At 73.8% G+C, this 20,657-nt stretch carries 22 protein-coding genes; 9 read left to right on the top strand and 13 right to left on the bottom strand.

The window, feature by feature from the left end:
- Positions 1-251: 251 nt before the first annotated feature.
- A complete protein-coding gene (locus FHU28_RS21755) occupies positions 252-794 on the top strand; it encodes an RNA 2'-phosphotransferase (RefSeq protein ID WP_184686341.1) in 543 nt (180 codons plus the stop codon).
- A gap of 7 nt (positions 795-801) precedes the next feature.
- Here FHU28_RS21755 and FHU28_RS21750 read toward each other — a convergent pair whose 3' ends face one another.
- From FHU28_RS21750 to FHU28_RS21725, 6 genes are all read right to left on the bottom strand, one after another.
- Positions 802-2,085 carry a sulfite oxidase gene (locus FHU28_RS21750; protein ID WP_184686340.1) on the bottom strand — a complete coding sequence of 428 codons (1,284 nt, stop codon included), beginning with the start codon at positions 2,083-2,085 and terminating at the stop codon, positions 802-804.
- An 84-nt stretch (positions 2,086-2,169) separates the two neighbouring features.
- Positions 2,170-2,808: a hypothetical protein gene (locus tag FHU28_RS21745; RefSeq protein ID WP_184686339.1), complete on the bottom strand. Its 639-nt coding sequence runs from the start codon at positions 2,806-2,808 to the stop codon at positions 2,170-2,172.
- Positions 2,805-4,211, bottom strand: coding sequence for a selenium-binding family protein (locus tag FHU28_RS21740; RefSeq protein WP_184686338.1), 1,407 nt, complete (start codon positions 4,209-4,211; stop codon positions 2,805-2,807). The genes FHU28_RS21745 and FHU28_RS21740 overlap by 4 nt, the downstream gene beginning before the upstream one ends.
- Before the next feature lie 16 nt (positions 4,212-4,227).
- Complete coding sequence (locus tag FHU28_RS21735) at positions 4,228-4,953, bottom strand: ABC transporter ATP-binding protein (protein ID WP_184686337.1); 726 nt, start codon at positions 4,951-4,953, stop codon at positions 4,228-4,230.
- Positions 4,926-5,762, bottom strand: a complete 837-nt coding sequence (locus tag FHU28_RS21730) for an ABC transporter permease (protein WP_184686336.1) — start codon at positions 5,760-5,762, stop codon at positions 4,926-4,928. The genes FHU28_RS21735 and FHU28_RS21730 overlap by 28 nt, the downstream gene beginning before the upstream one ends.
- Positions 5,759-6,730: a sulfonate ABC transporter substrate-binding protein gene (locus tag FHU28_RS21725; protein WP_184686335.1), complete on the bottom strand. Its 972-nt coding sequence runs from the start codon at positions 6,728-6,730 to the stop codon at positions 5,759-5,761. Before FHU28_RS21725 ends, FHU28_RS21730 begins: the two co-directional genes overlap by 4 nt.
- A gap of 142 nt (positions 6,731-6,872) precedes the next feature.
- On the opposite strand from FHU28_RS21725, the gene FHU28_RS21720 reads away from it, so the two are divergent.
- Positions 6,873-8,039 (top strand): LLM class flavin-dependent oxidoreductase, encoded by a 1,167-nt coding sequence (locus FHU28_RS21720; RefSeq protein WP_184686334.1) that lies wholly within the window; start codon positions 6,873-6,875, stop codon positions 8,037-8,039.
- Between the two features lie 46 nt (positions 8,040-8,085).
- Here the strand turns inward: FHU28_RS21720 and FHU28_RS21715 are convergent, their stop codons facing one another.
- The 7 genes from FHU28_RS21715 to FHU28_RS21685 all read right to left on the bottom strand — a co-directional run bounded on the left by FHU28_RS21715 (position 8,086) and on the right by FHU28_RS21685 (position 13,951).
- On the bottom strand, positions 8,086-8,595 hold the full coding sequence (locus FHU28_RS21715) for an NUDIX domain-containing protein (protein WP_184686333.1): 510 nt from the start codon (positions 8,593-8,595) through the stop codon (positions 8,086-8,088).
- Between the two features lie 41 nt (positions 8,596-8,636).
- The gene (locus tag FHU28_RS21710; protein WP_184686332.1) at positions 8,637-9,227 is read right to left on the bottom strand and encodes a riboflavin biosynthesis intermediates N-glycosidase; all 591 of its coding nucleotides are present in this window, start codon (positions 9,225-9,227) and stop codon (positions 8,637-8,639) included.
- A gap of 638 nt (positions 9,228-9,865) precedes the next feature.
- On the bottom strand, positions 9,866-10,507 hold the full coding sequence (locus tag FHU28_RS21705) for an SRPBCC family protein (RefSeq protein ID WP_184686331.1): 642 nt from the start codon (positions 10,505-10,507) through the stop codon (positions 9,866-9,868).
- Complete coding sequence (locus FHU28_RS21700) at positions 10,504-10,869, bottom strand: ArsR/SmtB family transcription factor (protein ID WP_184686330.1); 366 nt, start codon at positions 10,867-10,869, stop codon at positions 10,504-10,506. The genes FHU28_RS21705 and FHU28_RS21700 overlap by 4 nt, the downstream gene beginning before the upstream one ends.
- 104 nt (positions 10,870-10,973) lie before the next feature.
- Positions 10,974-11,648, bottom strand: a complete 675-nt coding sequence (locus FHU28_RS21695) for a peptidoglycan recognition protein family protein (RefSeq protein ID WP_184686329.1) — start codon at positions 11,646-11,648, stop codon at positions 10,974-10,976.
- A 71-nt stretch (positions 11,649-11,719) separates the two neighbouring features.
- On the bottom strand, positions 11,720-12,466 hold the full coding sequence (locus FHU28_RS21690; protein WP_184686328.1) for a lysozyme: 747 nt from the start codon (positions 12,464-12,466) through the stop codon (positions 11,720-11,722).
- Positions 12,467-12,592: 126 nt separating this feature from the next.
- Entirely contained in the window at positions 12,593-13,951 is a 1,359-nt protein-coding gene (locus tag FHU28_RS21685; protein WP_311773636.1) for a flavin monoamine oxidase family protein, read from the bottom strand.
- Between the two features lie 90 nt (positions 13,952-14,041).
- Here FHU28_RS21685 and FHU28_RS21680 point away from each other — a divergent pair, with 90 nt between their 5' ends.
- From FHU28_RS21680 to FHU28_RS21650, 7 genes are all read left to right on the top strand, one after another.
- Positions 14,042-14,392 carry a YciI family protein gene (locus FHU28_RS21680; protein WP_013286726.1) on the top strand — a complete coding sequence of 117 codons (351 nt, stop codon included), beginning with the start codon at positions 14,042-14,044 and terminating at the stop codon, positions 14,390-14,392.
- Positions 14,389-15,594: an RNA polymerase sigma factor gene (locus tag FHU28_RS21675; protein ID WP_184686327.1), complete on the top strand. Its 1,206-nt coding sequence runs from the start codon at positions 14,389-14,391 to the stop codon at positions 15,592-15,594. Before FHU28_RS21680 ends, FHU28_RS21675 begins: the two co-directional genes overlap by 4 nt.
- Before the next feature lie 138 nt (positions 15,595-15,732).
- Positions 15,733-16,545 (top strand): ABC transporter ATP-binding protein, encoded by an 813-nt coding sequence (locus tag FHU28_RS21670; protein WP_184686326.1) that lies wholly within the window; start codon positions 15,733-15,735, stop codon positions 16,543-16,545.
- Positions 16,542-17,258, top strand: coding sequence for an ABC transporter ATP-binding protein (locus tag FHU28_RS21665; protein WP_184686325.1), 717 nt, complete (start codon positions 16,542-16,544; stop codon positions 17,256-17,258). Before FHU28_RS21670 ends, FHU28_RS21665 begins: the two co-directional genes overlap by 4 nt.
- Before the next feature lie 13 nt (positions 17,259-17,271).
- A complete protein-coding gene (locus tag FHU28_RS21660) occupies positions 17,272-18,150 on the top strand; it encodes a branched-chain amino acid ABC transporter permease (protein WP_184686324.1) in 879 nt (292 codons plus the stop codon).
- Positions 18,147-19,292, top strand: coding sequence for a branched-chain amino acid ABC transporter permease (locus FHU28_RS21655; protein WP_184686323.1), 1,146 nt, complete (start codon positions 18,147-18,149; stop codon positions 19,290-19,292). The genes FHU28_RS21660 and FHU28_RS21655 overlap by 4 nt, the downstream gene beginning before the upstream one ends.
- A gap of 52 nt (positions 19,293-19,344) precedes the next feature.
- Positions 19,345-20,616 carry an ABC transporter substrate-binding protein gene (locus tag FHU28_RS21650; RefSeq protein ID WP_184686322.1) on the top strand — a complete coding sequence of 424 codons (1,272 nt, stop codon included), beginning with the start codon at positions 19,345-19,347 and terminating at the stop codon, positions 20,614-20,616.
- Positions 20,617-20,657: the final 41 nt, after the last annotated feature.

The following is a 20,657-nucleotide window of genomic DNA, read 5'->3' as shown; positions in this document are numbered from 1 at the left end:
CCCGCCCACCCGCCCTTCCCCGTCGCGTCCCCCTCCCCACCCTCAGCTCCCGCCCGTCGATCATGGAGTTTCGGCCCCGGGAAACAGCGCGATCCGGACACCCGAGGGGCGGAAACCGCAAGATCGACGGGGGCAGGCAGGGCAGGGTGGGGTGGGGCAGGGGAAGGGGCGAGACGGGCGCGGGGCCGGCTAGGGGAGTGCGGGTGGGGAACTGCGTCGACACAGGAAGGGTACGGCTCCACACTGGGCGGGTGGAACATCGGGATCTCGTTCGGGTGAGCAAGCGCCTGTCGCTGGCGTTGCGGCACCGGCCCGACGCGTTCGGGTTGCGACTGGACCGGGCGGGCTGGGCGCCGGTGGCCGACGTGCTCGCCGGGCTGGGGATCAGCCGCGCCCAACTGGACGCCGTGGTCGCGGGCAACGACAAGCAGCGCTTCGCGGTGGAGGCCGGTCCGGACGGGGCCGACCGGATCCGTGCCAGCCAGGGGCACTCGGTCCCGGTCGACCTCGGCCTGACCCCGGCCGCGCCGCCGCCCCGGCTGTTCCACGGCACCGGCGAGGCCGTGCTGGACGCCATCCGGGCGCAGGGGCTGCGCCGGGGCGGGCGGCACCACGTACACCTGTCACAGGATGTGGCGACGGCCCGGCGCGTCGGGGCGCGCCGGGGCGGCGCGGTGGTGGTGCTGACTGTGGACGCGGCGGCGATGGCCGCTGCCGGTCACCTTTTCTACCGTTCGGCAAACGGGGTGTGGCTCACCGACAGCGTGCCGCCGGCCTACCTCGGCGCCCCCTGAGCGGCGGTCAGCAGGCGGTGACCGGGTGGGCCACCACTGCGTCGAAGAGGTACGCGAGGTCGTTCACGGCGGCCCGGTCGGGCTGGACGGCGCCGGTGCAGTCGGTGGCGCGGGCGCGCAGGACGTGCCGGCCGGCGGCGGGCGGGCGCCAGCGGACGGTCCAGCGCTGCCAGGGGCCGCCCCGGTCCGCCTCGACCAGGTCGGCCGGACGCCACCCGTCGCCGGTGTCCACCTCGACGTGCGCGATCGGGCCGTTGCCGGACCAGGAGCGGCCGGTCAGCAGCACCTCCTCGCTGGCCGGCACCCGGACGTCCCAGGGCAGCTCGAACGCGCTGCGCACCGGCTGGGCGGTGAGCGCGGTGCCGTCGTCGGGGTGGCCGGGGCCGAACATCCGGTAGAACTGCGTGTTCCAGGGTGAGAACAGGGCAGTGGTGGAGACCTCGATCGCGCCCACCCACTTGATCGAGGAGATGCCGACCCAGCCGGGCACCACGACCCGCACCGGGAAGCCGTGGTCGGGTGGCAGCGGCTCGCCGTTCATCTCGTACGCCAGCAGCACGTCGTCGAGCGCCTTCGCGATGGGCATCGGACGGCGTACCCGGCCGAGGTTGACCCCGCCGCTGACGTAGTCCGGGTCGAGGCCCTCGGGCATCACGTCGACCGCCTCGTCGCGCAGCCCGGCCAGGCGCAGCACCGTGCCGAGCCGTACGCCGCGCCAGCGGGCCACGCCGACGCTGCCCAGCCCCCATGCCACGCCCGGGGCCGGGTCGCCCTGCTGCTCGGCGAAGTAGCGCCGCCCGTTGCCGGCGCACTCCAGCAGCGCCGCGTGTTCCTCGGCGGGCAGCCGGCGCAGCTCGTCGAGGTCGAACTCGACCGGGTTGTCCCGGGTCGGCGCGCCGCGCAGCCCGTCACCGAACAGGCGCAGCCGCCAGGTGGCCGCGTCCAGGTACGGCGTGACCGTGTGGTTGCGGACGAAGAAGCGGTCGATCGGGACCACGTACCCCTGGCCGGCCATCGACGGCCAGCGCATCTCGGCGTTGGTGTCCAGCGGGCGCAGCAGCTCCGGCGGCAGCGGCTTGACGATCGGCGCGCCGGGGTCGACGCCGACCGGCGCGGACGCCACCGCTACCGGCTCGCGCTCCGCGGCGGCGGCGGTCACCGCGGCCATCGCCGTGCCCACCTCCAGCAGCCGGTCGCGGTCGACGCCCGGCCCGTGGGCCTGCCCGGCGAGCCACTGCCGGCTCCGGTCGGCGTCGTGGACGGCTTCGGCGGGGGACGGGTACTGACTCACGGCTGACCTCCGGGGTGGGCGACGCTGCCTTTCCTATTGAACCAGTAGGACTTCCCGTCGATCCATCGCAGGTCGGCGACAATGTCACGCCGCGCCGAGCAGCGTCACCACACCGGCCGCCACGAGCACACCGGCCCAGAGCCGGTCGACGTTGAACCAGGCCCGGCGCAGCACGCCGACGCCGAGTACCTCGTACACCAGCAGGGCCACGGCCAGCGCAACGCCGAGCATGGCGGCGGTGTGCACGGCCGCGGCGAACAGGCCGGTGAGCGCGCCGGCCGGCGCGGCGGCGAGGTGCCCGGCGTGCGGGCCGGCGCCGACCGCCGGTTCGGCGAGCAGCACCGGCAGCAGCATCAGGCCCGCGCCGTGGGCCGCCGACATCAGGAACGACCAGGCGGTGAGCTGCGCGGCCGACAGCCGCATCCCGGCCCACCGGAAGTGCCGGTCGGACAGCAGCCGCCACAGCCCGAACCCGACCAGCAGCACCCCGCCGGTCACCGCCACCACCGTGCTCGCCGTGACCGACCGGGTGGCGCTGACCAGCGCGGCGACCACAGCCACCGACGCCAGGTGCCCGGCGGCGATCGGCGGCAGGGCCGCCAGCAGCGCCGCCCGGCGGCGCTCCTGCAGGCCCCGGGCCACCGCGAACAGCCAGCCCATCGCCGGGTTCAGGCCGTGGAACGCGCCGAGTCCGGCCAGCGCCGCCCAGGTCGCGCCGGTCACGGGAAACAGTACGAGTCGGACGAGGCGTCGCCGCCCTGCAACCGGGTCTGGTGCACACGCAGGCCGCGGAACTCCTCCCCGCGCGGGAAGAACCGCGGGTCCGGCACGAGGCCGCCGCTCTCCGGGTCGACGTCGAGCTTCGCCACCCAGGCGCCCACCCCGTCCGGGTAGAACTGGTCGTCCCAGGAGCCGTAGAGCGAGTTGCTGACGTAGACGCGGCGGCCGTCCCGGCTGATCTCCACCATCTGCGGGCCGCCGGCCAGCGGCTCGTCCGGGAACGCCGGGTGCGGCGTGCGGTTGACGATGCCGCCGAGGCGTACCGAGCCGACGCGTACCGGGTGGAACGGGTCGCTGACGTCGTAGCGGATCAGCTCGCCGGTGCCCCAGCAGGAGACGTGCAGGAACCTGTCGTCCACGGACAGGTCGATGTCGGTGACCAGCGGCGGCACCGCCCCGAACGGCTTGAGCAGGTCCGGCAGGTCGGCCGGGTCGGCCGGCTCGGCCGGGATGTCGATCACCTTGGTGACCGCCCAGGTGTCGCCGTCGCGGTGCCACAGCCAGATCGAGGCGGACAGGTCCTCGACGCTGATCACCACGCCGACGAAGCCGTACGACTTCGTCGGGTCGTGCGCGGGGCGCAGCTCCAGCGGCATCTGGTACTGGTCGCCGAGGTCGACGCGCTGCACGTGCCGGCGCTTCGCCAGGTCCCAGAAGTGGATCGCATGCCCGTACCTGCGACCCAGCAGCAGTTCCCCGACGATGCCGTCCTCGATCATCGACGGCGTGCCCCACTCGCTGGTGACCAGCACGTCCTGGGTGTAGTGCCACCAGAAGTCGTACGCCAGGAACTGCGGCCCTCGGTCGGCCTCCCACGCGCCCCGTACCTCGAACGTGGTGTGGTCGAGCACGGCGATGCCGCCGGGTCCCTCCTGCCCGTCGGAGCCGCCGAGCGCGGAGACGTAGATGCCGTCCGGCCCGCAGTGCACGGTGTGCGGGCGGGAGTACCCGGCGCGCTTGCCGAGTTCCTCCGCCTCGATGACCTTGACCAGGCTCGGCCGGCGCGGGTCGGGTTTGGTGTCCAGCACGTGGATCCGGGACGAGCGCAGGCCCGGCACGATCAGGTAGCGGCGCTCCACGTGCGGGTGCGGCGCGGTCGGGCAGAGCGCGCTGCTGCACGCGTTCCACCCGAAGTGGTGCAGCTCGTCGCCGGTGTTCGGCAGCTCGGTCCAGCCCACCACCCGGCCGTACGAGTCGGAGTCCGGGTCGGTGTCGAGCACCGCGATGGCGTCGGGGCGCTGGCCGGCGCGGTCGAACGCGGCGACGTACGCGAGCTTCTCGGCCGGCGCGGCGGCGGCGAGCGTGGGGGACGGGTAGAAGGTCGGGTCGGGGGTCCAGCGGGTCATCGGTTCTCCCTCGCGGTCAGCCGGCGGGTACGCCGAGACGGTCGAGCAGGTGGCGGCGCAGCGCGCCGAGGGCCGGGTCGTCAGGGCTCGGCGCCGGTCCGAGGCCGACGGCCACCTCCTCGGCGATCACACCGTCGTCGAGGAGCAGGACGCGGTCGGCCAGCAGCAGCGCCTCCTCCACGTCGTGGGTGACCAGCAGCGCGGCGAAGCCGTGCTGGGCGCGCAGCCGCCGCAGCAGCCCCTGCATGCGCAGCCGGGTCAGCGCGTCGAGCGCGCCGAACGGTTCGTCCAGCAGCAGCAGGTCCGGTTCGCGGACCAGCGCGCGGGCCACCGCGACCCGCTGCGCCTGCCCGCCGGACAGCTCGGCCGGCCAGGCCCGGCCCCGATCGGCGAGGCCCACCTCGGCCAGCGCGCGGCCGACCCGGTCGCTCACGTCCGGCCCGGCCAGGCCGAGCGCCACGTTGTCGGCGACCCGCTTCCACGGCAGCAGCCGGTGCTCCTGGAACACCACCGCGGCGGTGCCGTGCACCGCGTGCTCGCCGCCCGCGTCGCCGTCGAGCCCGGCGAGCACGCGCAGCAGCGTGCTCTTGCCGGAGCCGCTGCCGCCGAGCAGCGCCACCGTCTCCCCGGCGGCGATGGTCAGGTCCACCCCGGCCAGCACCACCGCCGGGCCGAAGGACCGGGTCACCGCGCGTGCGGTGAGCACCAGCCCGGTCAGGTCGCGCGCAGTCCGCGTCGCCATGCCAGCGTCCTCCTCTCCGCGTATCGGATGAGCAGATCGGAGGCGAGACCCAGCAGCGCGTAGATGAGCAGGCCGAGCACCACCACGTCGGTCTGGCTGAACTCGCGCGCCTCCATCATCAGGAACCCGACGCCGGTCTGCGCGTTCACCTGCTCGCCGACGACCAGGCTGAGCCAGGCCGCGCCGATGGCCAGCCGCAACCCGAGGAACAGCGCGGGCAGCGCGCCGGGCAGCACCACGTGCCGCAGCCGGGCCGCCGCGCCCAGACCGCAGGTGCGCGCCGCCTCCACCAGCCGTTCGTCGATGTCGCGGATGCCGGCGTACGTGTTGAAGTAGATCGGGAAGAACGCGCCCAGCGCGACCAGCGTGACCTTCAGCGACTCGCCGATGCCCACCCAGATGATCAGCAGCGGCACCAGGCCCAGGTGCGGCAGCATCCGGGCCATCTGCACCGGCGGGTCGACCAGGTCGTCGCCGAGGCGCAGCAGCCCGGCGGCCGCGCCGAGCACCAGCGCCAGACCGCCGCCGATGAGCAGGCCGAGCGCGGCGCGGGTGAGCGAGTCGAGCAGGTGCACGCCGAGCGTGCCGTCGCGCGCCAGCCGCCACCCGGTCGCCAGCACCGCGCTGGGCGCGGGCAGCTTCTCCGCGGCGAGCAGGCCGGTGCGCGCGGCGACCTCCCAGGCGAGCACCAGCACAACCGGGCTCACCGCGCGCCGCCACCGCCGCGAGACGCGGGCCCGCGACCGCCGCGGCGCCGCCTGATCGGGTACGACAGGCGCGGTCGCCTCGGCCAGCGCCGGACCGCTCACTGGAACGCCTCGTTGAACCGGCCGTCCACCCGCCCGGCGATGTCGACCGGTCCGGGCACCAGCTTCAGCTCCACGAAGCTGTCCGCGATGGCCTGCAACTCCGCGCCGATCTCCGCTGTGACCGGGGCGAGCGGCTTGGCGCTGCGGGCCAGCGCCCGGGTGGTCACGTCGAGCGGGATCTTCAGCTCCGGGGCGAGGACGGCGGCCCGCTCGGTCGGCTGGGCGATTCCCCAGTCGGTGGTCTGCCGGTACGTGTCCAGGAACGCCCGTACGTCGTCGGTGCGGTTCTTCACCGCGTCCGGCGCGGCCAGCACGTACTCGCGGTTGCCGGCCAGGCCGGTGGCGTCGGCGAGCACCCGTACGCCGGGCTGTTCAGCCAGCGCGAAGTAGGGATCCCAGATGATCCACGCGTCGACCTGCCCGTTGTCGAACGCGGGCCGCCCCTCGGCGGGCTTGAGGTACTTCACCTTGATGTCGGCGAGCGTCATCCTGTTGGCCTCCAGCAGCTTCACCAGCAGCCAGTGCACGTTGGAGCCCTTGTTCAGCGCGACAGTCCTCCCGCGCAGGTCGGCGAATCCACGATACGGGCTGTTTGCCTTGACCAGAACCGCCTCGCCCTGCGGGATCGGCTGGGACGTGCCGACCACGGAGAACGGGATCTTCCCGGCGGCGGCGAACACCGGCGGGGCCTCGCCGACCTGGCCGATGTCGATCGATCCGGCCTTGAGCGCCTCGGTGAGGGCCGGGCCGCTCTCGAACAGCGACCAGGTGACGTTCTTGGCGTCGCCGCGCGCCTTGACCAGGCTGAGCCCGCCGAAGCGCTGGTAGCCGATCCGCAGCGGGCCGTCGCTACCGCCGCTGGCGTCGGCCGCCTCGCCGCCGCAGGCCGTCAGCGCCGTCGCGGCGAGCAGCGCGAGGGTGGTGAGCAGCGCGGCCACCGGGCGGCGGCGCGATCTGGGGGTACGCATGGCGACTCCTCGGGGAGGGGAAGGGCCCGGCATCGACGGGCGACAGCAACCTACCAACCCGATAGGTTTTATGGGTAGTGTGTCGGCGTGGTCGTCCCACCACTCAGGAGGCGGCCGTCCGACAGCGCACCGGAGGCACACCATGTCGCTCACCTTCCACTGGTTCCTGCCGACCTACGGCGACAGCCGGGACATCGTGGGCGGCGGTCACGGCGTACCGGTCGGCACCGCCGGCGGCGCGCGACCGGCCAGCGTGGCGTACCTGGGGCAGATCGCCCGCACCGCCGAACAGCTCGGCTTCGCCGGGGCGCTCACCCCCACCGGCGCCTGGTGCGAGGACGCCTGGCTGACCACCGCCATGCTCACCGAGGTCACCGAGCGGCTGAAGTTCCTCGTCGCGTTCCGGCCCGGCCTGCTCTCACCCACGCTCGCCGCGCAGATGGCCGCCACGTTCCAGCGCCTGTCCGGCGGCCGGCTGCTGCTCAACGTGGTCACCGGCGGCGAGTCCACCGAGCAGCGCGCGTACGGCGACTTCCTGGACAAGGACGCCCGCTACGCGCGTACCGACGAGTTCCTGCACGTGGTGCGCGCGCTGTGGCGCGGTGAGACGGTCGACCACGACGGCGCCCACGTACGGGTCGAGGGCGCCCGGCTCAGCCGCGTGCCCGACCCGGTGCCGCCGGTCTACTTCGGCGGGTCGTCCGGCGCGGCCGGGCCGGTGGCGGTCCGGCACAGCGACGTCTACCTGACCTGGGGTGAGCCGCCCGCCCAGGTGGCCGGCAAGCTGGACTGGATCCGCGGGCTCGCCGCCGAGGCCGGTCGCGAGCTGCGCTACGGCATCCGGCTGCACGTGATCAGCCGGGACACCGCCGAGGAGGCGTGGGCCCAGGCGCGAAAGCTGCTCGACGGCATCCCCGAGGCCGACGTGCGCGCGGTGCAGGAAGGGCTGCGGCGCAGCGAGTCCGAGGGGCAGCGGCGGATGCTCGACCTGCACGGCGGCTCCCGCGACGGGCTGGAGGTCTCACCGAACCTGTGGGCCGGATTCGGGCTGGTCCGCGGCGGCGCGGGTACCGCGCTGGTCGGCAGCCACACCGAGGTCGCCGACCGGATCGCCGAGTACCACGCGCTCGGCCTGGACGAGTTCATCCTCTCCGGTCACCCGCACCTGGAGGAGGCGTACTGGTTCGGCGAGGGCGTACTGCCGATCCTGCGGCGGCGCGGACTGTGGCGGCACCCGGCCGGCGAGCCGGAGACCGAGGCGCCGGCCGCCGTGCCGTTCTCACCCCAGCCGGTCCCGGCCCGCGGCTGACCGCGCCAGGAGTGGTCGCCGGTCCGTCCGGCGGCCCCGGTTCCGGTCAGAGCGGGCGTTGCCCGGCGAGGAAGTCGGCGAGCACCCGGGTGTGCGTGGAGAAGGCCAGCTCGACCGGATCGGTGAGCACCAGCCATTCGGTGGCCTCCTCGGTCGGCGCCGACGGCGGCAGGTCACCGATCGCCCGCTCGGGCAGCACCCCGAAGACCATCATGGTGCCGCCCGCCGGAGCGCCGTGCACCGCGAACAGCCGCGCCTCGCCGGCCTCGGCCAGCAGCCCGGTCTCCTCGCGCAGCTCCCGCACGAGCGCCTCGGACCAATCCTCGCCGTACTCGACGAAGCCGCCCGGGAGGGCCAGCAGCCCGCGCGCCGGTTCGATGTCGCGGCGTACGACGACCACGCCGAGCCCCTGCGGCGTGCGGACCGGCAGCACCGCCACCGCGACCGGCAGCGGGTTGCGCCACACCGTCTCCCCGCAGGAGGAACAGACCCGCGGCCACCCGGCGCCCGCCGGGTAGGCCGCGCCGCAGAAGGAGCAGTGCGAGTACGGGATCACGCCGCAGCACGTTACCCGCATCCGGGACCGGAGGTCAGGCGTCACCCCCCTCCATCGGCGAGCACGGCGCGTGCCTCCATCAGGGCGAACCCGAGCAGGTTGTCGCCCCGCCAGGTCGCCGGGTCGGCGGCGCGCGGATCGTCGGCGGTCAGGCCGATGCCCCAGATCCGGTCCGTCGGACTGGCCTCCACCAGGACCCGGTCGCCGGTGCCGAGCAGGAACCGTCGCAACGTCTCGTGCTGGGAGAACTTGGCCACGCTGCCAGCCACCACGATCTCGTAGCGGCGGGCCACCCAGGTCGCCTCGTCGAAGTCGCGCACCTGCCGGCCGAGCGCCTTGGCCCGGTGCGGATGCCCGGCGGTCAGCACCCGCTCGGCGACCGCGTGGTCACCGAACAGCGTGGCCTTGTGCCACATCATCCAGTGCTCGGCGGTGGCGAACTCGCGGCCGTCCACTGTGAACGCCTGTGGCCACCACTGGCTCAGGCAACCCGCGCCGACACTGCCGTCGCGCTGCGGCCGGTGCCCCCAGAAGCGCAGGTACTTGAACGTCTGACCGGCGTCGACGGCGGCGGTCAGGTCGGCGACGGAGCGGATCGGCATGCCCCGCAGTCTGCCCCACCCCACCGACATCCCACCGCCGCATTTCCCCGCGACAACGCACCGCCGCGCGACCATTGTGGACGCCACCGTGAGCCGTCTCCATCCCAGGCGCCCTCCGCGCACCGGCCTTGACCGCCTCGCCACGCCCGTCGCCTTCGCCGTATTCGTCGGGAGTCCGCCTCCTGCCCGTCGTGCGAGGCACGTCTCCTATATCGAGGGAAAAGTGTGCCGCACTCCGAGACGCAGAGAGATCTTGGTAGGAAGTGGCCCCTATGAGGGCCCCTATGAGGGCCGTTTCCTGCCAAGATCTCCAAGCGCCCGGCGAGAGCCGCCAGGGCGACCGGTGAAGCGTGTCATGGGACGTGAACGCGGCGGGGCGCCGAGCCGAGCACGGCGGAGCGGGGCGATCACGGCAAAGCGGGGCGAGCGCGGTCGTTCAGCAGGACGTGGCTGGTGTCGACCGCGAGGCCGCCGACGTCAGCGGCCGGACCCACGAGATCCCGAAGAGCCCTCGCTCGCCGGGTGAACATCAACTGTCCACCATGTCCCCGCAGCCTCGCCGATCTTGCACTTTGGTGCCCCGCAATCCAGGTGAAAACGGGCATCGCAAGGGCCCGAACTGCAAGATCGGCGAGGGCTGCGGGCGCGGGCGGGGTGCGGGCGGAGGGTTATGGGGTGGGGGTGGGGGTGTAGAAGGACCGCACGCGCTCGCCTGCGGCTTGTGCCTCGTCGGCGGGGGTGCCGGCCTCGATGCTTGCCTCCGTCCAGCTCTTGCTGGACTCGGTGACGAAACGACGGCCCTCGTCCGAGGCGATCCACTCGGCCGCGGCGGCCGGGTCGACGCCAGTGCCGTCGGCGGCGAAGTGGGAGGCCAGCCCGACCAGCGCCAGGTCCCAGCCGATGCCGACCGCGCCCGGGCCGTACTCGGCCCACCGCTGGTCGTCGACGTACGCGACGTGTTCCAGCTCGAAGCGGGTACGCCCGGGGCCGGCCTCGCGCAGCCGCACCTCGATCCAGCTCACCTCGCCGCCGAACTCCCAGGTGGCGGCGAAGCCGTGCGGCGGGTCGCAGCGCTCGACAGTGCCGGCGGCGTTGCCCTCCAGCTGGTAGCGGCCGCCGAGGCTCAGGTCGCCGGAGATCGGCAGGAACCAGCGCGGTATCCGTTCCGGGTTGGTGCAGGCGTCGAAGACGTCGGCCACCGCCGCGTCGTACGTCTGGGCGATGGTGAGCACCCGCGCCTGCCCGGCGGGGAGCGTACGGTCGCCGATGCGGCGCTCGACGGCGCTGATCTGTCCGGTCACGTCGATCATGGGTCGGTCCTCTCGTTGTCGGTGTCGTCCTCGCGCAGCCGCCGTTCGCGGCGGCCCCGGGCCAGCTCGGTGGCGAGTGCCGCCAGTGGCGGCGTCCAGAAGCGGCGGAACCCGGCCAGCCACGCGTCGATCTCGCGCAGCGGGCCGGGGTCCACGGCGTAGAGCCGGCGGGTGCCGTCGGCGCGCACTGTGGTGAAGCCGTGCTCGCGCAACACCTTGAGGTGCTGCGAGACGGCGGGCTGGCTGATGCCGAACTCGCGCCGGACCGTCTCGCCGAGCGTCCCGGCGGGCTGCTCACCGTCGGCGAGCAGTTCCAGGATCCGGCGGCGGACCGGGTCGCCGAGGACGTCGAAGGCGTGCACGAACCATGTATATCAGGCCACGCTTATATAAGCGAGCAATGACGCAAGAGGACTGACATACGCGGGACGCCCGTCGCACCCGGGCGCCCCGCGTACCCCCGTGGTCAGCCGCCGAGACGAGCGGCGACGGTACGGCGCAGCTCGGGCAGGCGGTCGTGCAGCAGCCCCGGGCACTGCGTGTTGTTGAAGTCCTTGTGCCCGTAGATCTCGCTCGGCGGGATGCCGTACTGCTGGCAGGTAAACGCGCAGAACGTGACCAGGCTGTTCCAGAGCGCCTGTGGTGGCTGCACGTCCACGTAGATGCCGTCGTTCTCGATGCCGATGGCCTGGCTGTTCTGCCCGACGCAGTGCGCGCCCTGCACCATGGTCTGGCCGTGCAGCAGCGCGTAGAGGCTGCCGTGGCGGCCCTCGGTCAGGTAGCCGCCCCGGCTGTTGGTGAAGTGCTGCCCGGAGTCGAGCCAGCCGTTGCTGTCCATGTGCAGGTTCTGGATGTCGCGCGAGTTGCGGTACGCCTGGGCGAGGCTGTAGTCGGTCGTGTTCGGGAACGCCGTGTGGTGCACGATGATCTTGTTGGGTCGGCTGGCCACCACGCTCACCGGCGACGAGGGCGGGCGGGCGCCCCAGGTCGCGCAGTTGGCGATGGTCGGCTGGTCGACACGGGTGGCGGCGGCCCGCGCGTCGGGGCCGGAGCCGATCTGGGTCAGCGCGCCGACGCCGGCGGCGGCGCCGAGCAGGACCGCGCCACGCAGCACGGTCCGCCGGGGGACAGGAACAGACATCGCAGCTCCTCGGGAGAGAGGGACGGCCGGGCGTGGCGGGACCGGCACCGCCCGCCACGCCCGGGCCGGGGTCAGCAGGGTCCGTTGCAGGCCAGGACGCGCAGCCGGTCGAGCGAGCCGTTCCAGACGTTCTGGTCGCCGGGGAAGACACCGGAGGAGGACCACTGCCAGAACGAGTACGTGCCCCAGCCCGCCGGCAGCGTGCCGACGCTGCTGGAGTAGCGGGCGATCCACAGTGGGTTGTTGGCGGCGAACTGCGAGGTGTTGCCGGTGCAGGTGCTCCACCAGTCGGTGGTGGTGTAGATGGTGGCCCACCGGCCGGTGCGGGCGTAGTACTGGTTGACGAACGAGGCGATCCAGCTGCGCATCGACGCCTGGCTCAGCCCGTAGCAGGTCGCGCCGTACGGGTTGTACTCGATGTCCAGCGCGCCGGGCAGCGTCCGCCCGTCCTTGGACCAGCCGCCGCCGTGGTCGACGAAGTAGTTGGCCTGGACGGCGCCGCTGGTGGTGTCGGGGCGGGCGAAGTGGTACGAGCCGCGGATCATCCCGACGTTGTAGGAGCCGTTGTACTGCTGGGCGAAGTACGGGTTGGTGTAGTAGGTGCCCTCGGTGGCCTTGACGTACGCGAACCGGGCGCCGTTGGCCCACGCCCCGGACCAGTTCACATTGCCCTGGTGGCTGGAGACGTCCATGCCGGGCAGTCCGGCCGGGGCGGCGGAGGCGGGGGCCGTCCCGGACAGGGCCGCGGCGGCGACGGTGACGGTGGCGAGCAGCGCGGCTCCGGCCGCGCGCAGCGCCGATCGGATCGATTCGTGCATCTGTCCTCCCTGGGGGTTGCCGCGCTCCGGCGGCGGGAGTATGACGAAAGGAACTGTCGTCATTAGTGCACAGGGCGGAGAAACTTTTCAATAGAACGCATCGAAGAATCTCGCTGTATAGGGTGCTCAGCCGAGCTGGGCGAGCGCCTCGGCGGCGGCGCGCTCGCCGGCGGTCACCGCGCCCTCCAGGTAGCCGCTCCACCGGGTCGCGGTCTCGGTGCCGGCCCAGTGCACCCGCCCGGCCGGCGTCCGCAACTCCGGGCCGTAGTCGCGCCACGCGCCGGGCGGCAGCACGCCGCAGAAGCAGCCGCGCGTCCACTCGTCTGCCGACCAGTCGTACTCGACGAGGTCGTCGGGGCGCGCGGCGGCCGGGCCGAAGATCGCGGCGAGCGCGTCGCGCAGCGCGTCCCGGCGCGCGTCCGCCGGCAGCCGGCGCAGCGCCCGGGCCTGCGCGCCGTAGCTGAACGCGGTGAGGACCCCGCCCGGCGCGTCCGGCAGCGAGTTGTCCACCGTCTCGGTCAGCGGTCCGGTGTCCGTGCTGGACACCCCGGAGCGGCCGTCGGCCCGCCAGAACGGCGTCGGATAGAGCGCGTGGACCTTGAACGCCACGCCCATCGGCATCCGCTGGGTCAGCCCGTCGCGCAACGGCGACAGCGGCGGGTCGTACCGGATGCGCCCGGCCAGCGTCGGCGCCAGCGCGACCACCACCGCGTCGCCGTGGTGCGTCTCGTCGCCGGAGCGCACCCGCACGCCGCCGTCGTCCTGCGCGACGCCGTCCACCGGCGCGCGCAGGCGCAGGCTCCCGGGAGGCAGCGCGGCGGCCATCCGCTCGGCCAGCGCGGCCGGGCCACCGGCGATCCGGTCCTGCTGGGCGCCGCCTGCCATGCGCAGCAGCGACCGGGTGCCGCCGCCGCTGCGCAGGTAGAACAGCATGTGCAGCAGCGAGACCTCGTCCGGCGAGGCGGCCAGCAGGCCACCGGCGAGCATCCGGCCGGCGTACCCGGCGGTCACCGGGCCGGCAGCGCTCGCGTCGAGCCAGCCGCCGAACGTGATCCGGTCCCACCGCGCCGCCCCCTCGGCCCGCCACGGCGCGGCCGGGTCGACACCGGCCGCCATCTCGTCCAGCGTGCCCAGCAGCCCGGACAGTCCCGGCGGCTCGCCGGTGGCCGGGCGCCCGCCGAGCAGCAGCGTCGGCGCGCCGTGCGCGGGGGAGGGGAACGTGGTCAGGCCGTACGCGGCGACGAGCGCGTACATCCGGTCCTGGGTGGGGCCGATCCACTGCGCGCCCAGATCGAGCCAGCCGCCGCCGGGCAGCGGGCGGCTGAGCGTCCGGCCGCCCACCCGGTCCCGCGCCTCCAGCACCCGCACCTCGGCGCCGGCCGCGTCCAGCGCGAGCGCGCAGGCCAGACCGGAGAACCCGGCGCCCACGACGACGACCCGGTGGCGGCGCACGCGACGGCGTACCCCGCTCCCGGCCGGATTCACCCGGCCCGGCGTGTCGAAACCGGCGTCAGTCGTTCGTGTGGAGGGTGAAGGGACGGCGCGGGGCCGTCCGACGGCGGTGAGGAGAAACCGATGAAGCAGTACCTGATCAGCATGTACCAGCCCGCCGGCGAGGGCCGCCCGGACCCGGAGTTCCTGGCCGGGGTGATGCGTGAGGTCGAGGCCATCGGCCGGGATCTGCGGGAGGCCGGGTGCTGGGTGTTCGGCAACGGCCTGCACGACCCGCAGACCGCCACCGTGCTGCGCCCGGCCGGTGACGAGGTGCTGGTCACCGACGGGCCGTTCGCCGAGGGCAAGGAGTACCTGGGCGGCGTCACCATCATCCGGGCGCCCGACCTGGACGCCGCGCTGGACTGGGGCCGCCGCTACGCGCTGGCCACCACGCTGCCGATCGAGGTCCGCCCGTTCCAGGGCGAGGGATGACCGAACTCGAACGGGTCTTCCGGGCCGAGTACGGCCGCGCGGTAGCCGTCCTGGTCCGTCTCCTCGGCGACATCGACCTCGCCGAGGAGGCGGTCCAGGAGGCGTTCACGATCGCCGTCTCGCGCTGGGCCGCCGACGGGCCGCCGCCCAGCCCGGCCGGCTGGATCATCACCACCGCCCGGAACCGGGCGATCGACAGGTTGCGCCGCGAGGCCACCCGGGCCGCCCGGCACGCCGAGGCCGCCCTGCTGCACGCCGCCGACCCGCCCGCCGAGGAGGGGCCCGTGCCCGACGACCGCCTGCGCCTGATCTTCACCTGCTGCCATCCGGCGCTCGCCGCGCCCGCCCGGGTGGCGTTGACGCTGCGCCTGCTCGGCGGCCTGAGCACCGCCGAGATCGCGCGCGCCTTCCTGGTGCCGGAGCGGACCATGGCGCAGCGTCTGGTCCGGGCCAAGGCGAAGATCCGTGACGCCGGTATCCCGTACCGGGTGCCGCGCGACGCCGACCTGCCGGACCGGCTGCGCGGGGTGCTCGCGGTGGTCTATCTGATCTTCAACGAGGGGCACACGGCCAGCGTGGGGGAGCGGCTGGGCCGCGCCGAGCTGGGCGCCGAGGCGATCCGGCTGGGCCGGCTGCTGGTGACGCTGATGCCGGACGAGCCGGAGGCGCTCGGCCTGCTCGCGCTGATGCTGCTCACCGAGGCGCGCCGGGACGCCCGCACCGGGCCGGACGGGGCGCCGGTGTCGCTGTCCGAGCAGGACCGTGGCCGGTGGGACCGGGAGCTGATCGCCGAGGGCCAGGATCTGGTCCGCCGGTGCCTGCGGCGGGACCGGCCCGGCCCGTACCAGATCCAGGCCGCGATCGGCGCGGTGCACGCGGACGCGCCCACCGCCGCGGCCACCGACTGGCGGCAGATCCTCGCGCTCTACGACCGGCTGGCGGCCGTCACGCCCGGACCGGTGGTGGCGCTGAACCGGGCGGTCGCGCTGGCCGAGGTACGCGGACCGGCTGCTGCTCTGGCCGAAGTGGACCGGCTGGACCTGACCGGATACCACGTGTGGCACGCGATCCGGGCCGACCTGCTGCGCCGCCTCGATCGTCCGGCGCAGGCCCGGATCGCGTACGACGCGGCGATCGCCGGCACCGGCAACGCGGCGGAGCAGACGTTCCTGCGCCGTGCCCGCGACCGGATGGCGGGATGATCACACCGACAGTGCACGTTGGAGGCCGGTTAACCCGGGAAATGAACCGTGATCGTCTGGGCATTGACGCGGCGGCAGAGAAAAGTACACTCCCGGTGTAATTAGTTTTCCCGCTCCGTCGACCGGCACGAGGTGACGATGAGCCCACCGGCCACCCCCGCCGACGATCAGGGCCTGACGCTGCACCACGTCGGCGTACGCTTCGGCGGCCTGGTCGCCCTCGACGACGTCTCGCTGCGCGTACCGCCCGGCCGGGTCGTCGGCGTGATCGGGCCCAACGGCGCCGGCAAGACCACGCTGTTCAACGTGGTCTGCGGCTTCGTCCGCCCGACCGAGGGCTCGCTCACCCTCGACGGCCGGCCGTTCCGGCCCCGCCCGCACGCCCTCACCCGGCTCGGCATCGCCCGCACGCTCCAGGGCGTCGGACTGTTCGGCGGGCTGACCGTGCTGGAGAACGTGGTGGCCGGCGCGAGCCACACCGCACGGGCCGGATTCGCCGCCGCGCTGTTCGGCCTGCCGCGCAGCGACCGCGACGAGCGGCGGCTGCGCGCCCGGGCTCTGGACCTGCTCGCCGAGCTGGGCATCGACAAGTACGCCGACGCCCCGCCGGGCACCCTGCCCTATGCGGTACGCAAGCGGGTCGCGCTGGCCCGCGCGCTGATCGCCCGCCCCCGGCTGCTGCTGCTCGACGAGCCGGCCGGCGGGCTCGGCGCCGACGACGTGGCCGAGCTGGCCGACCTGGTCCGCGCGTTGCCCGACCGGGAGGACGGCTGCGCCGTGCTGCTCGTCGAGCACCACATGGACCTGGTCATGTCCGTCTGCCACGACCTGGTGGTGCTCGACTTCGGCAAGGTGATCGCCGCCGGGTCCCCGGAGAGCATCCGCGACGATCCCCGGGTCACCGAGGCGTACCTGGGCGCCGAGGTGCCCGCCGAGGGGAGCGCGTCGTGACCGCCGTGCTGGAGGTGGAGGCGCTCAGTTGCGGCTACGGCCCGGTGCCGGTGCTGCGCGACGTCGCGCTCACCGTCCCGGCCGGCACCGTCACCGCCGTGCTCGGTGCCAACGGCGCCGGGAAGACCACGCTGCTGCGTACCCTCTCGGGTCTGCTGCGGCCCACCAGCGGCCGGATCCGGTACGCGGGGGAGGACCTGCGCGGCGTCCGGGTGGAACACCTGGTCCGGCGCGGGCTGGCGCACGTGCCGGAGGGGCGCGGCGTGGTGACCGAGCTGACCGTGGCGGAGAACCTGCGCCTGGGCGGGCTGTGGCGGCGCGACCGGGCCGACGCCCGGCGCGCGCAGGACGAGGTGTACGAGCTGTTCCCGGCGCTGGCCCGCCGCCGCGACCACGCCGGACACCAGCTCTCCGGCGGCGAACGGCAGATGCTCGCGATCGGCCGCGCGCTGATCGCCCGGCCCCGGCTGCTGCTGCTCGACGAGCCGTCGCTCGGGCTGGCGCCCAAGGTCACCGCGCAGATCATGGCGCTGCTGCGGCGGCTGCGCGACGAACAGGGGCTCACCGTGCTGCTGGTCGAGCAGAACGTGCGCAGCGCGCTCTCCGTCGCCGACCAGGGCATCGTCATGTCGCTCGGACGCGTGGTGACCGCCGCGCCGGCCGCCCGGCTGCGCGACGACGACCAGCTCCGGCACGCGTACCTCGGATTCTAGGAAGGGGTCGCGGATGGAGCGGTTCTGGTTCCTCACCTTCGACGGGCTCGCCGGCGGGGCGGTCTACGCGGCGTTCGCGCTCGCGCTGGTGCTCATCTGGCGGGCCGCCCGGGTGGTCAACTTCGCCCAGGGCGCGATGGCGGTGGCCACCGCCTACGTCGGCTACGCGGTCGTCTCCGCCACCGGCTCGTACTGGCTGGGCCTGGCCGCCGCGATCCTGTCCGGACTGGCCCTGGGCGCGCTGGTGGAGCGGGTGCTGATGCGGTTCGCCGGCCCCGGCGGCCCGCTCAACCAGGTGATCGTCGCGCTCGGGCTGGTGCTCGTCATCCAGGCGATGCTCGGCATGATCTTCGGCAACGAGTACCGGCCCGCCCCGGCGCCGTTCGACACCGACGCGCTCACCATCGGCGGGGTGGCCGCGCTGTCCCCGTACGACCTCTGGGTGCTCGGCGCGGCGCTCACGGTGGTGGCGCTGCTCGCGGTGCTGTTCACCCGTACCCCGGTCGGGCTGCGGATGCGGGCCGCCGCGTTCGCCCCCGAGGTGTCCCGGCTGCTCGGCGTCAGCGTCGGCCGGATGCTCACACTGGGCTGGGCGCTCGCCGCCGCTGTCGGCGCGCTGGCCGGGATGCTCGTCGTCCCCACCGGACTCGGCCTGCACTCACACGCCATGGACCTGGTCTTCGTGATCGCGTTCACCGCCGCCGTGGTCGGCGGCCTGGACAGCCCGGTCGGCGCCGTCGTCGGCGGCCTGCTGGTCGGGCTGATCCTGTCCTACGTCACCGGCTACCTGGGACCGGACACCACCCCGCTGGCCGTCCTGGTGCTGCTGCTGGCTGTCCTGCTGGTCCGCCCCGGCGGGCTCTTCTCCGCGGCGAGAGCGAGGCACGTGTGACGACCACCCCCACCGAGACCGCGCCCGCGCCGGCGTCCCCGCTGCGCCGGCTGCTCCCGGGCGCGCCGGCCGGACGCGAGCCGCGCGGCTCCACGCTGCTGCGCCACCTCGCCGTGGCCGTGTTCGTCGGCACGCTCGTCGTGCTGGTCACCAACCAGCTCGCGCCGTACCAGAACCTCCAGGTGGCCCGCGTCTGCGCGTTCCTCTGCGTCACCGCCGGGCACACCGTGCTGGTCGGGCTCAACGGCCAGCTCTCCCTCGGGCACGGCGCGCTGATGGCCACCGGCGCGTACACCGTGGCGCTGACCCAGCAGGCCCTCGACGAGCGGGCCGTACGCGGGTGGTGGACGCTGCCGGCGTCGCTGCTCGCGGGGGTCGCGGTGACCGCGCTCGGCGGGCTCGTCGTCGGGCTGGCGGCGGCCCGGCTGCGCGGCCCCTACCTGGCCGGTGTGACGCTCGCCGTGGCGACGCTCGTCCCGGCGGTCACCACGATCTTCACCGGCGTGTTCAACGGCGAACAGGGGCTGTCGTTCCCGGCGCAGACGCCACCGGCCGCGCTCGGCGCCTACTTCCAGCCCGAGCGCTGGCTGGCCTGGATCGCGCTGGCCGCCGCCCTGCTCACCATGCTGCTGCTGGCCAACCTGGCGCGCAGCCGCTTCGGCCGGTCGCTGCGGGCGGTCCGCGACGACGAGGTCGCGGCCCGGCTCGCCGGCATCCCGGTGGCCCGCACGCAGGTGCTCGCGTTCGTCGTCAGCGCCGCGTGCGCCGGCCTCGGTGGCGGCGTGTACGCCATGCTCACCGCCACCGTCGCGCCCGGCAAGTTCCCGCTGGACCTGTCGCTGTTCCTGCTCATGGCGATCGTGATCGGCGGGCTGGGCAGCCTGGCCGGCGCGGTCTGGGGAGCGCTGCTGCTGGTGGCGCTGCAGGACCTGCCCGGCCTGCTCACCGAGCACCTCAGCCTGTCCGCCGGGCTGGCCCAGCGGCTGGAGGGCAACCTCGCGCTCGCCGTGTTCGGCCTGGTCCTCATCGTCGTCATGCTCGCCGCCCCGGGCGGCCTGCAGGGCGGGGTGCGTGCCCTCACCACCCGCCTGCGCAGGGCCGTCCGCCGTCGTCCCGCCACCCGCCGGTCGCCGGACCGCTGACCTCACCGGTTCCACCCACACCGTTCGCACCGTCGCACCGGAATGGAGAACCATGCGCACCACCACCCGCCGCGTTCTCGCGGCCGCCGCCGGCCTGGCCCTGCTGGCCGCGTTGCCGGCTTGCGCCGACGACGAGAAGCAGGCCGCCGAGAACGTTCCCGGCGTCAGCGACTCCGAGGTCGTCATCGGCACCCATCAACCACTCACCGGACCGGCCGCGCCCGGCTACTCGAAGATCTCCGCCGCCACCAAGGCGTACTTCGAGCACGTCAACAGCAAGGGCGGCGTGCACGGCCGCAAGATCGTCTACAAGGTCATGGACGACGGCTACAACCCGGCCAACACCGAGAACGTGGTCCGCAAGCTGGTGCTCGACGACAAGGTCTTCGCGCTGCTCGGCGGCCTCGGCACGCCGACGCACACGAACGTTCTGGAGTTCGTCAAGACGCAGCGGGTGCCGGACCTGTTCGTCGCCTCCGGCAGCCGCAACTGGAACCAGCCGGACAAGTACCCGACGACGTTCGGCTGGCAGCCCGACTACACGGTCGAGGGCAAGATCCTGGCCAGCTACGTCAAGCGCGAGTTCCCCGGCGCTAAGGTCTGCCACTTCGGGCAGAACGACGACTTCGGGCGGGACTCGCTCGCCGGGGTGGAGCAGGTCCTCGGCCCGGTGGCGGCGAAGCAGACGTACACCACCACCAACCAGCAGGTCGGCCCGGCGATCGGGGCGCTGCGCGCGGCCGGCTGCCAGGTGGTCATCTCGGCGACCATCCCGGGCTTCACCGCGCTCGCCATGGGCCAGGCCGCCGGGCAGGGCTTCAAGGCGCAGTGGGTGGTCTCCAACGTGGGCGCCGACTACACCACGCTGGCCGCCCAGCTCGGTGACAAGAAGGTGATCCTCGAGGGCATGGTGGCCGACAACTACCTGCCGAACGTGAGCGACACCGCGAACCCGTGGATCCAGGAGTTCACCAAGATCCACCAGAAGTACAACGCCGGCAACCCGGTCGACGGCAACGCGATCTACGGCTACTCGATGGCGTACACGTTCGTCCAGGCGATGCTCGCCGCCGGGCCCGACCCCACCCGGGAGAAGCTGATCGAGGCCGTGCGCAAGGGCGGCTTCCGCGGGCCCGGCCTGGTTCCGTTCCGGTACGCCGACGGCGTGCACGCCGGCTACGGCGGCGTGCGGCTGACCAAGGTGAGCAACGGCGCCCAGGCGTACTTCGGTCCCGCGTACACCACCGACGACGGTGACGGCGCGGTCACCGAGTTCACCGAGCCGCCGACCGCCCCGCCGGCGGACGCCGTACCGACCCCCTGACCTCGCTCGTGTCGCCGGGCAGCCGGGTGCCTGCTGCCCGG

It is taken from the genome of Micromonospora echinospora, from assembly GCF_014203425.1.
Classification (GTDB): domain Bacteria; phylum Actinomycetota; class Actinomycetes; order Mycobacteriales; family Micromonosporaceae; genus Micromonospora; species Micromonospora echinospora_A.
Note: the sequence above shows the minus strand (reverse complement) of the source record. Positions and strands in the feature narration are given on the sequence as shown.

Excerpts from the sequence above, each read along its gene's own strand:
- FHU28_RS21740 (WP_184686338.1), bottom strand. The coding sequence starts at position 4,211 with ATGACCCGCTGGACCCCCGACCCGACCTTCTACCCGTCCCCCACGCTC.
- FHU28_RS21735 (WP_184686337.1), bottom strand. The coding sequence starts at position 4,953 with ATGGCGACGCGGACTGCGCGCGACCTGACCGGGCTGGTGCTCACCGCA.
- FHU28_RS21725 (WP_184686335.1), bottom strand. The coding sequence starts at position 6,730 with ATGCGTACCCCCAGATCGCGCCGCCGCCCGGTGGCCGCGCTGCTCACC.
- FHU28_RS21720 (WP_184686334.1), top strand. The coding sequence starts at position 6,873 with ATGTCGCTCACCTTCCACTGGTTCCTGCCGACCTACGGCGACAGCCGG.
- FHU28_RS21710 (WP_184686332.1), bottom strand. The coding sequence starts at position 9,227 with ATGTCGGTGGGGTGGGGCAGACTGCGGGGCATGCCGATCCGCTCCGTC.
- FHU28_RS21705 (WP_184686331.1), bottom strand. The coding sequence starts at position 10,507 with ATGATCGACGTGACCGGACAGATCAGCGCCGTCGAGCGCCGCATCGGC.
- FHU28_RS21695 (WP_184686329.1), bottom strand. The coding sequence starts at position 11,648 with ATGTCTGTTCCTGTCCCCCGGCGGACCGTGCTGCGTGGCGCGGTCCTG.
- FHU28_RS21690 (WP_184686328.1), bottom strand. The coding sequence starts at position 12,466 with ATGCACGAATCGATCCGATCGGCGCTGCGCGCGGCCGGAGCCGCGCTG.
- FHU28_RS21680 (WP_013286726.1), top strand. The coding sequence starts at position 14,042 with ATGAAGCAGTACCTGATCAGCATGTACCAGCCCGCCGGCGAGGGCCGC.
- FHU28_RS21675 (WP_184686327.1), top strand. The coding sequence starts at position 14,389 with ATGACCGAACTCGAACGGGTCTTCCGGGCCGAGTACGGCCGCGCGGTA.
- FHU28_RS21670 (WP_184686326.1), top strand. The coding sequence starts at position 15,733 with ATGAGCCCACCGGCCACCCCCGCCGACGATCAGGGCCTGACGCTGCAC.
- FHU28_RS21660 (WP_184686324.1), top strand. The coding sequence starts at position 17,272 with ATGGAGCGGTTCTGGTTCCTCACCTTCGACGGGCTCGCCGGCGGGGCG.
- FHU28_RS21650 (WP_184686322.1), top strand. The coding sequence starts at position 19,345 with ATGCGCACCACCACCCGCCGCGTTCTCGCGGCCGCCGCCGGCCTGGCC.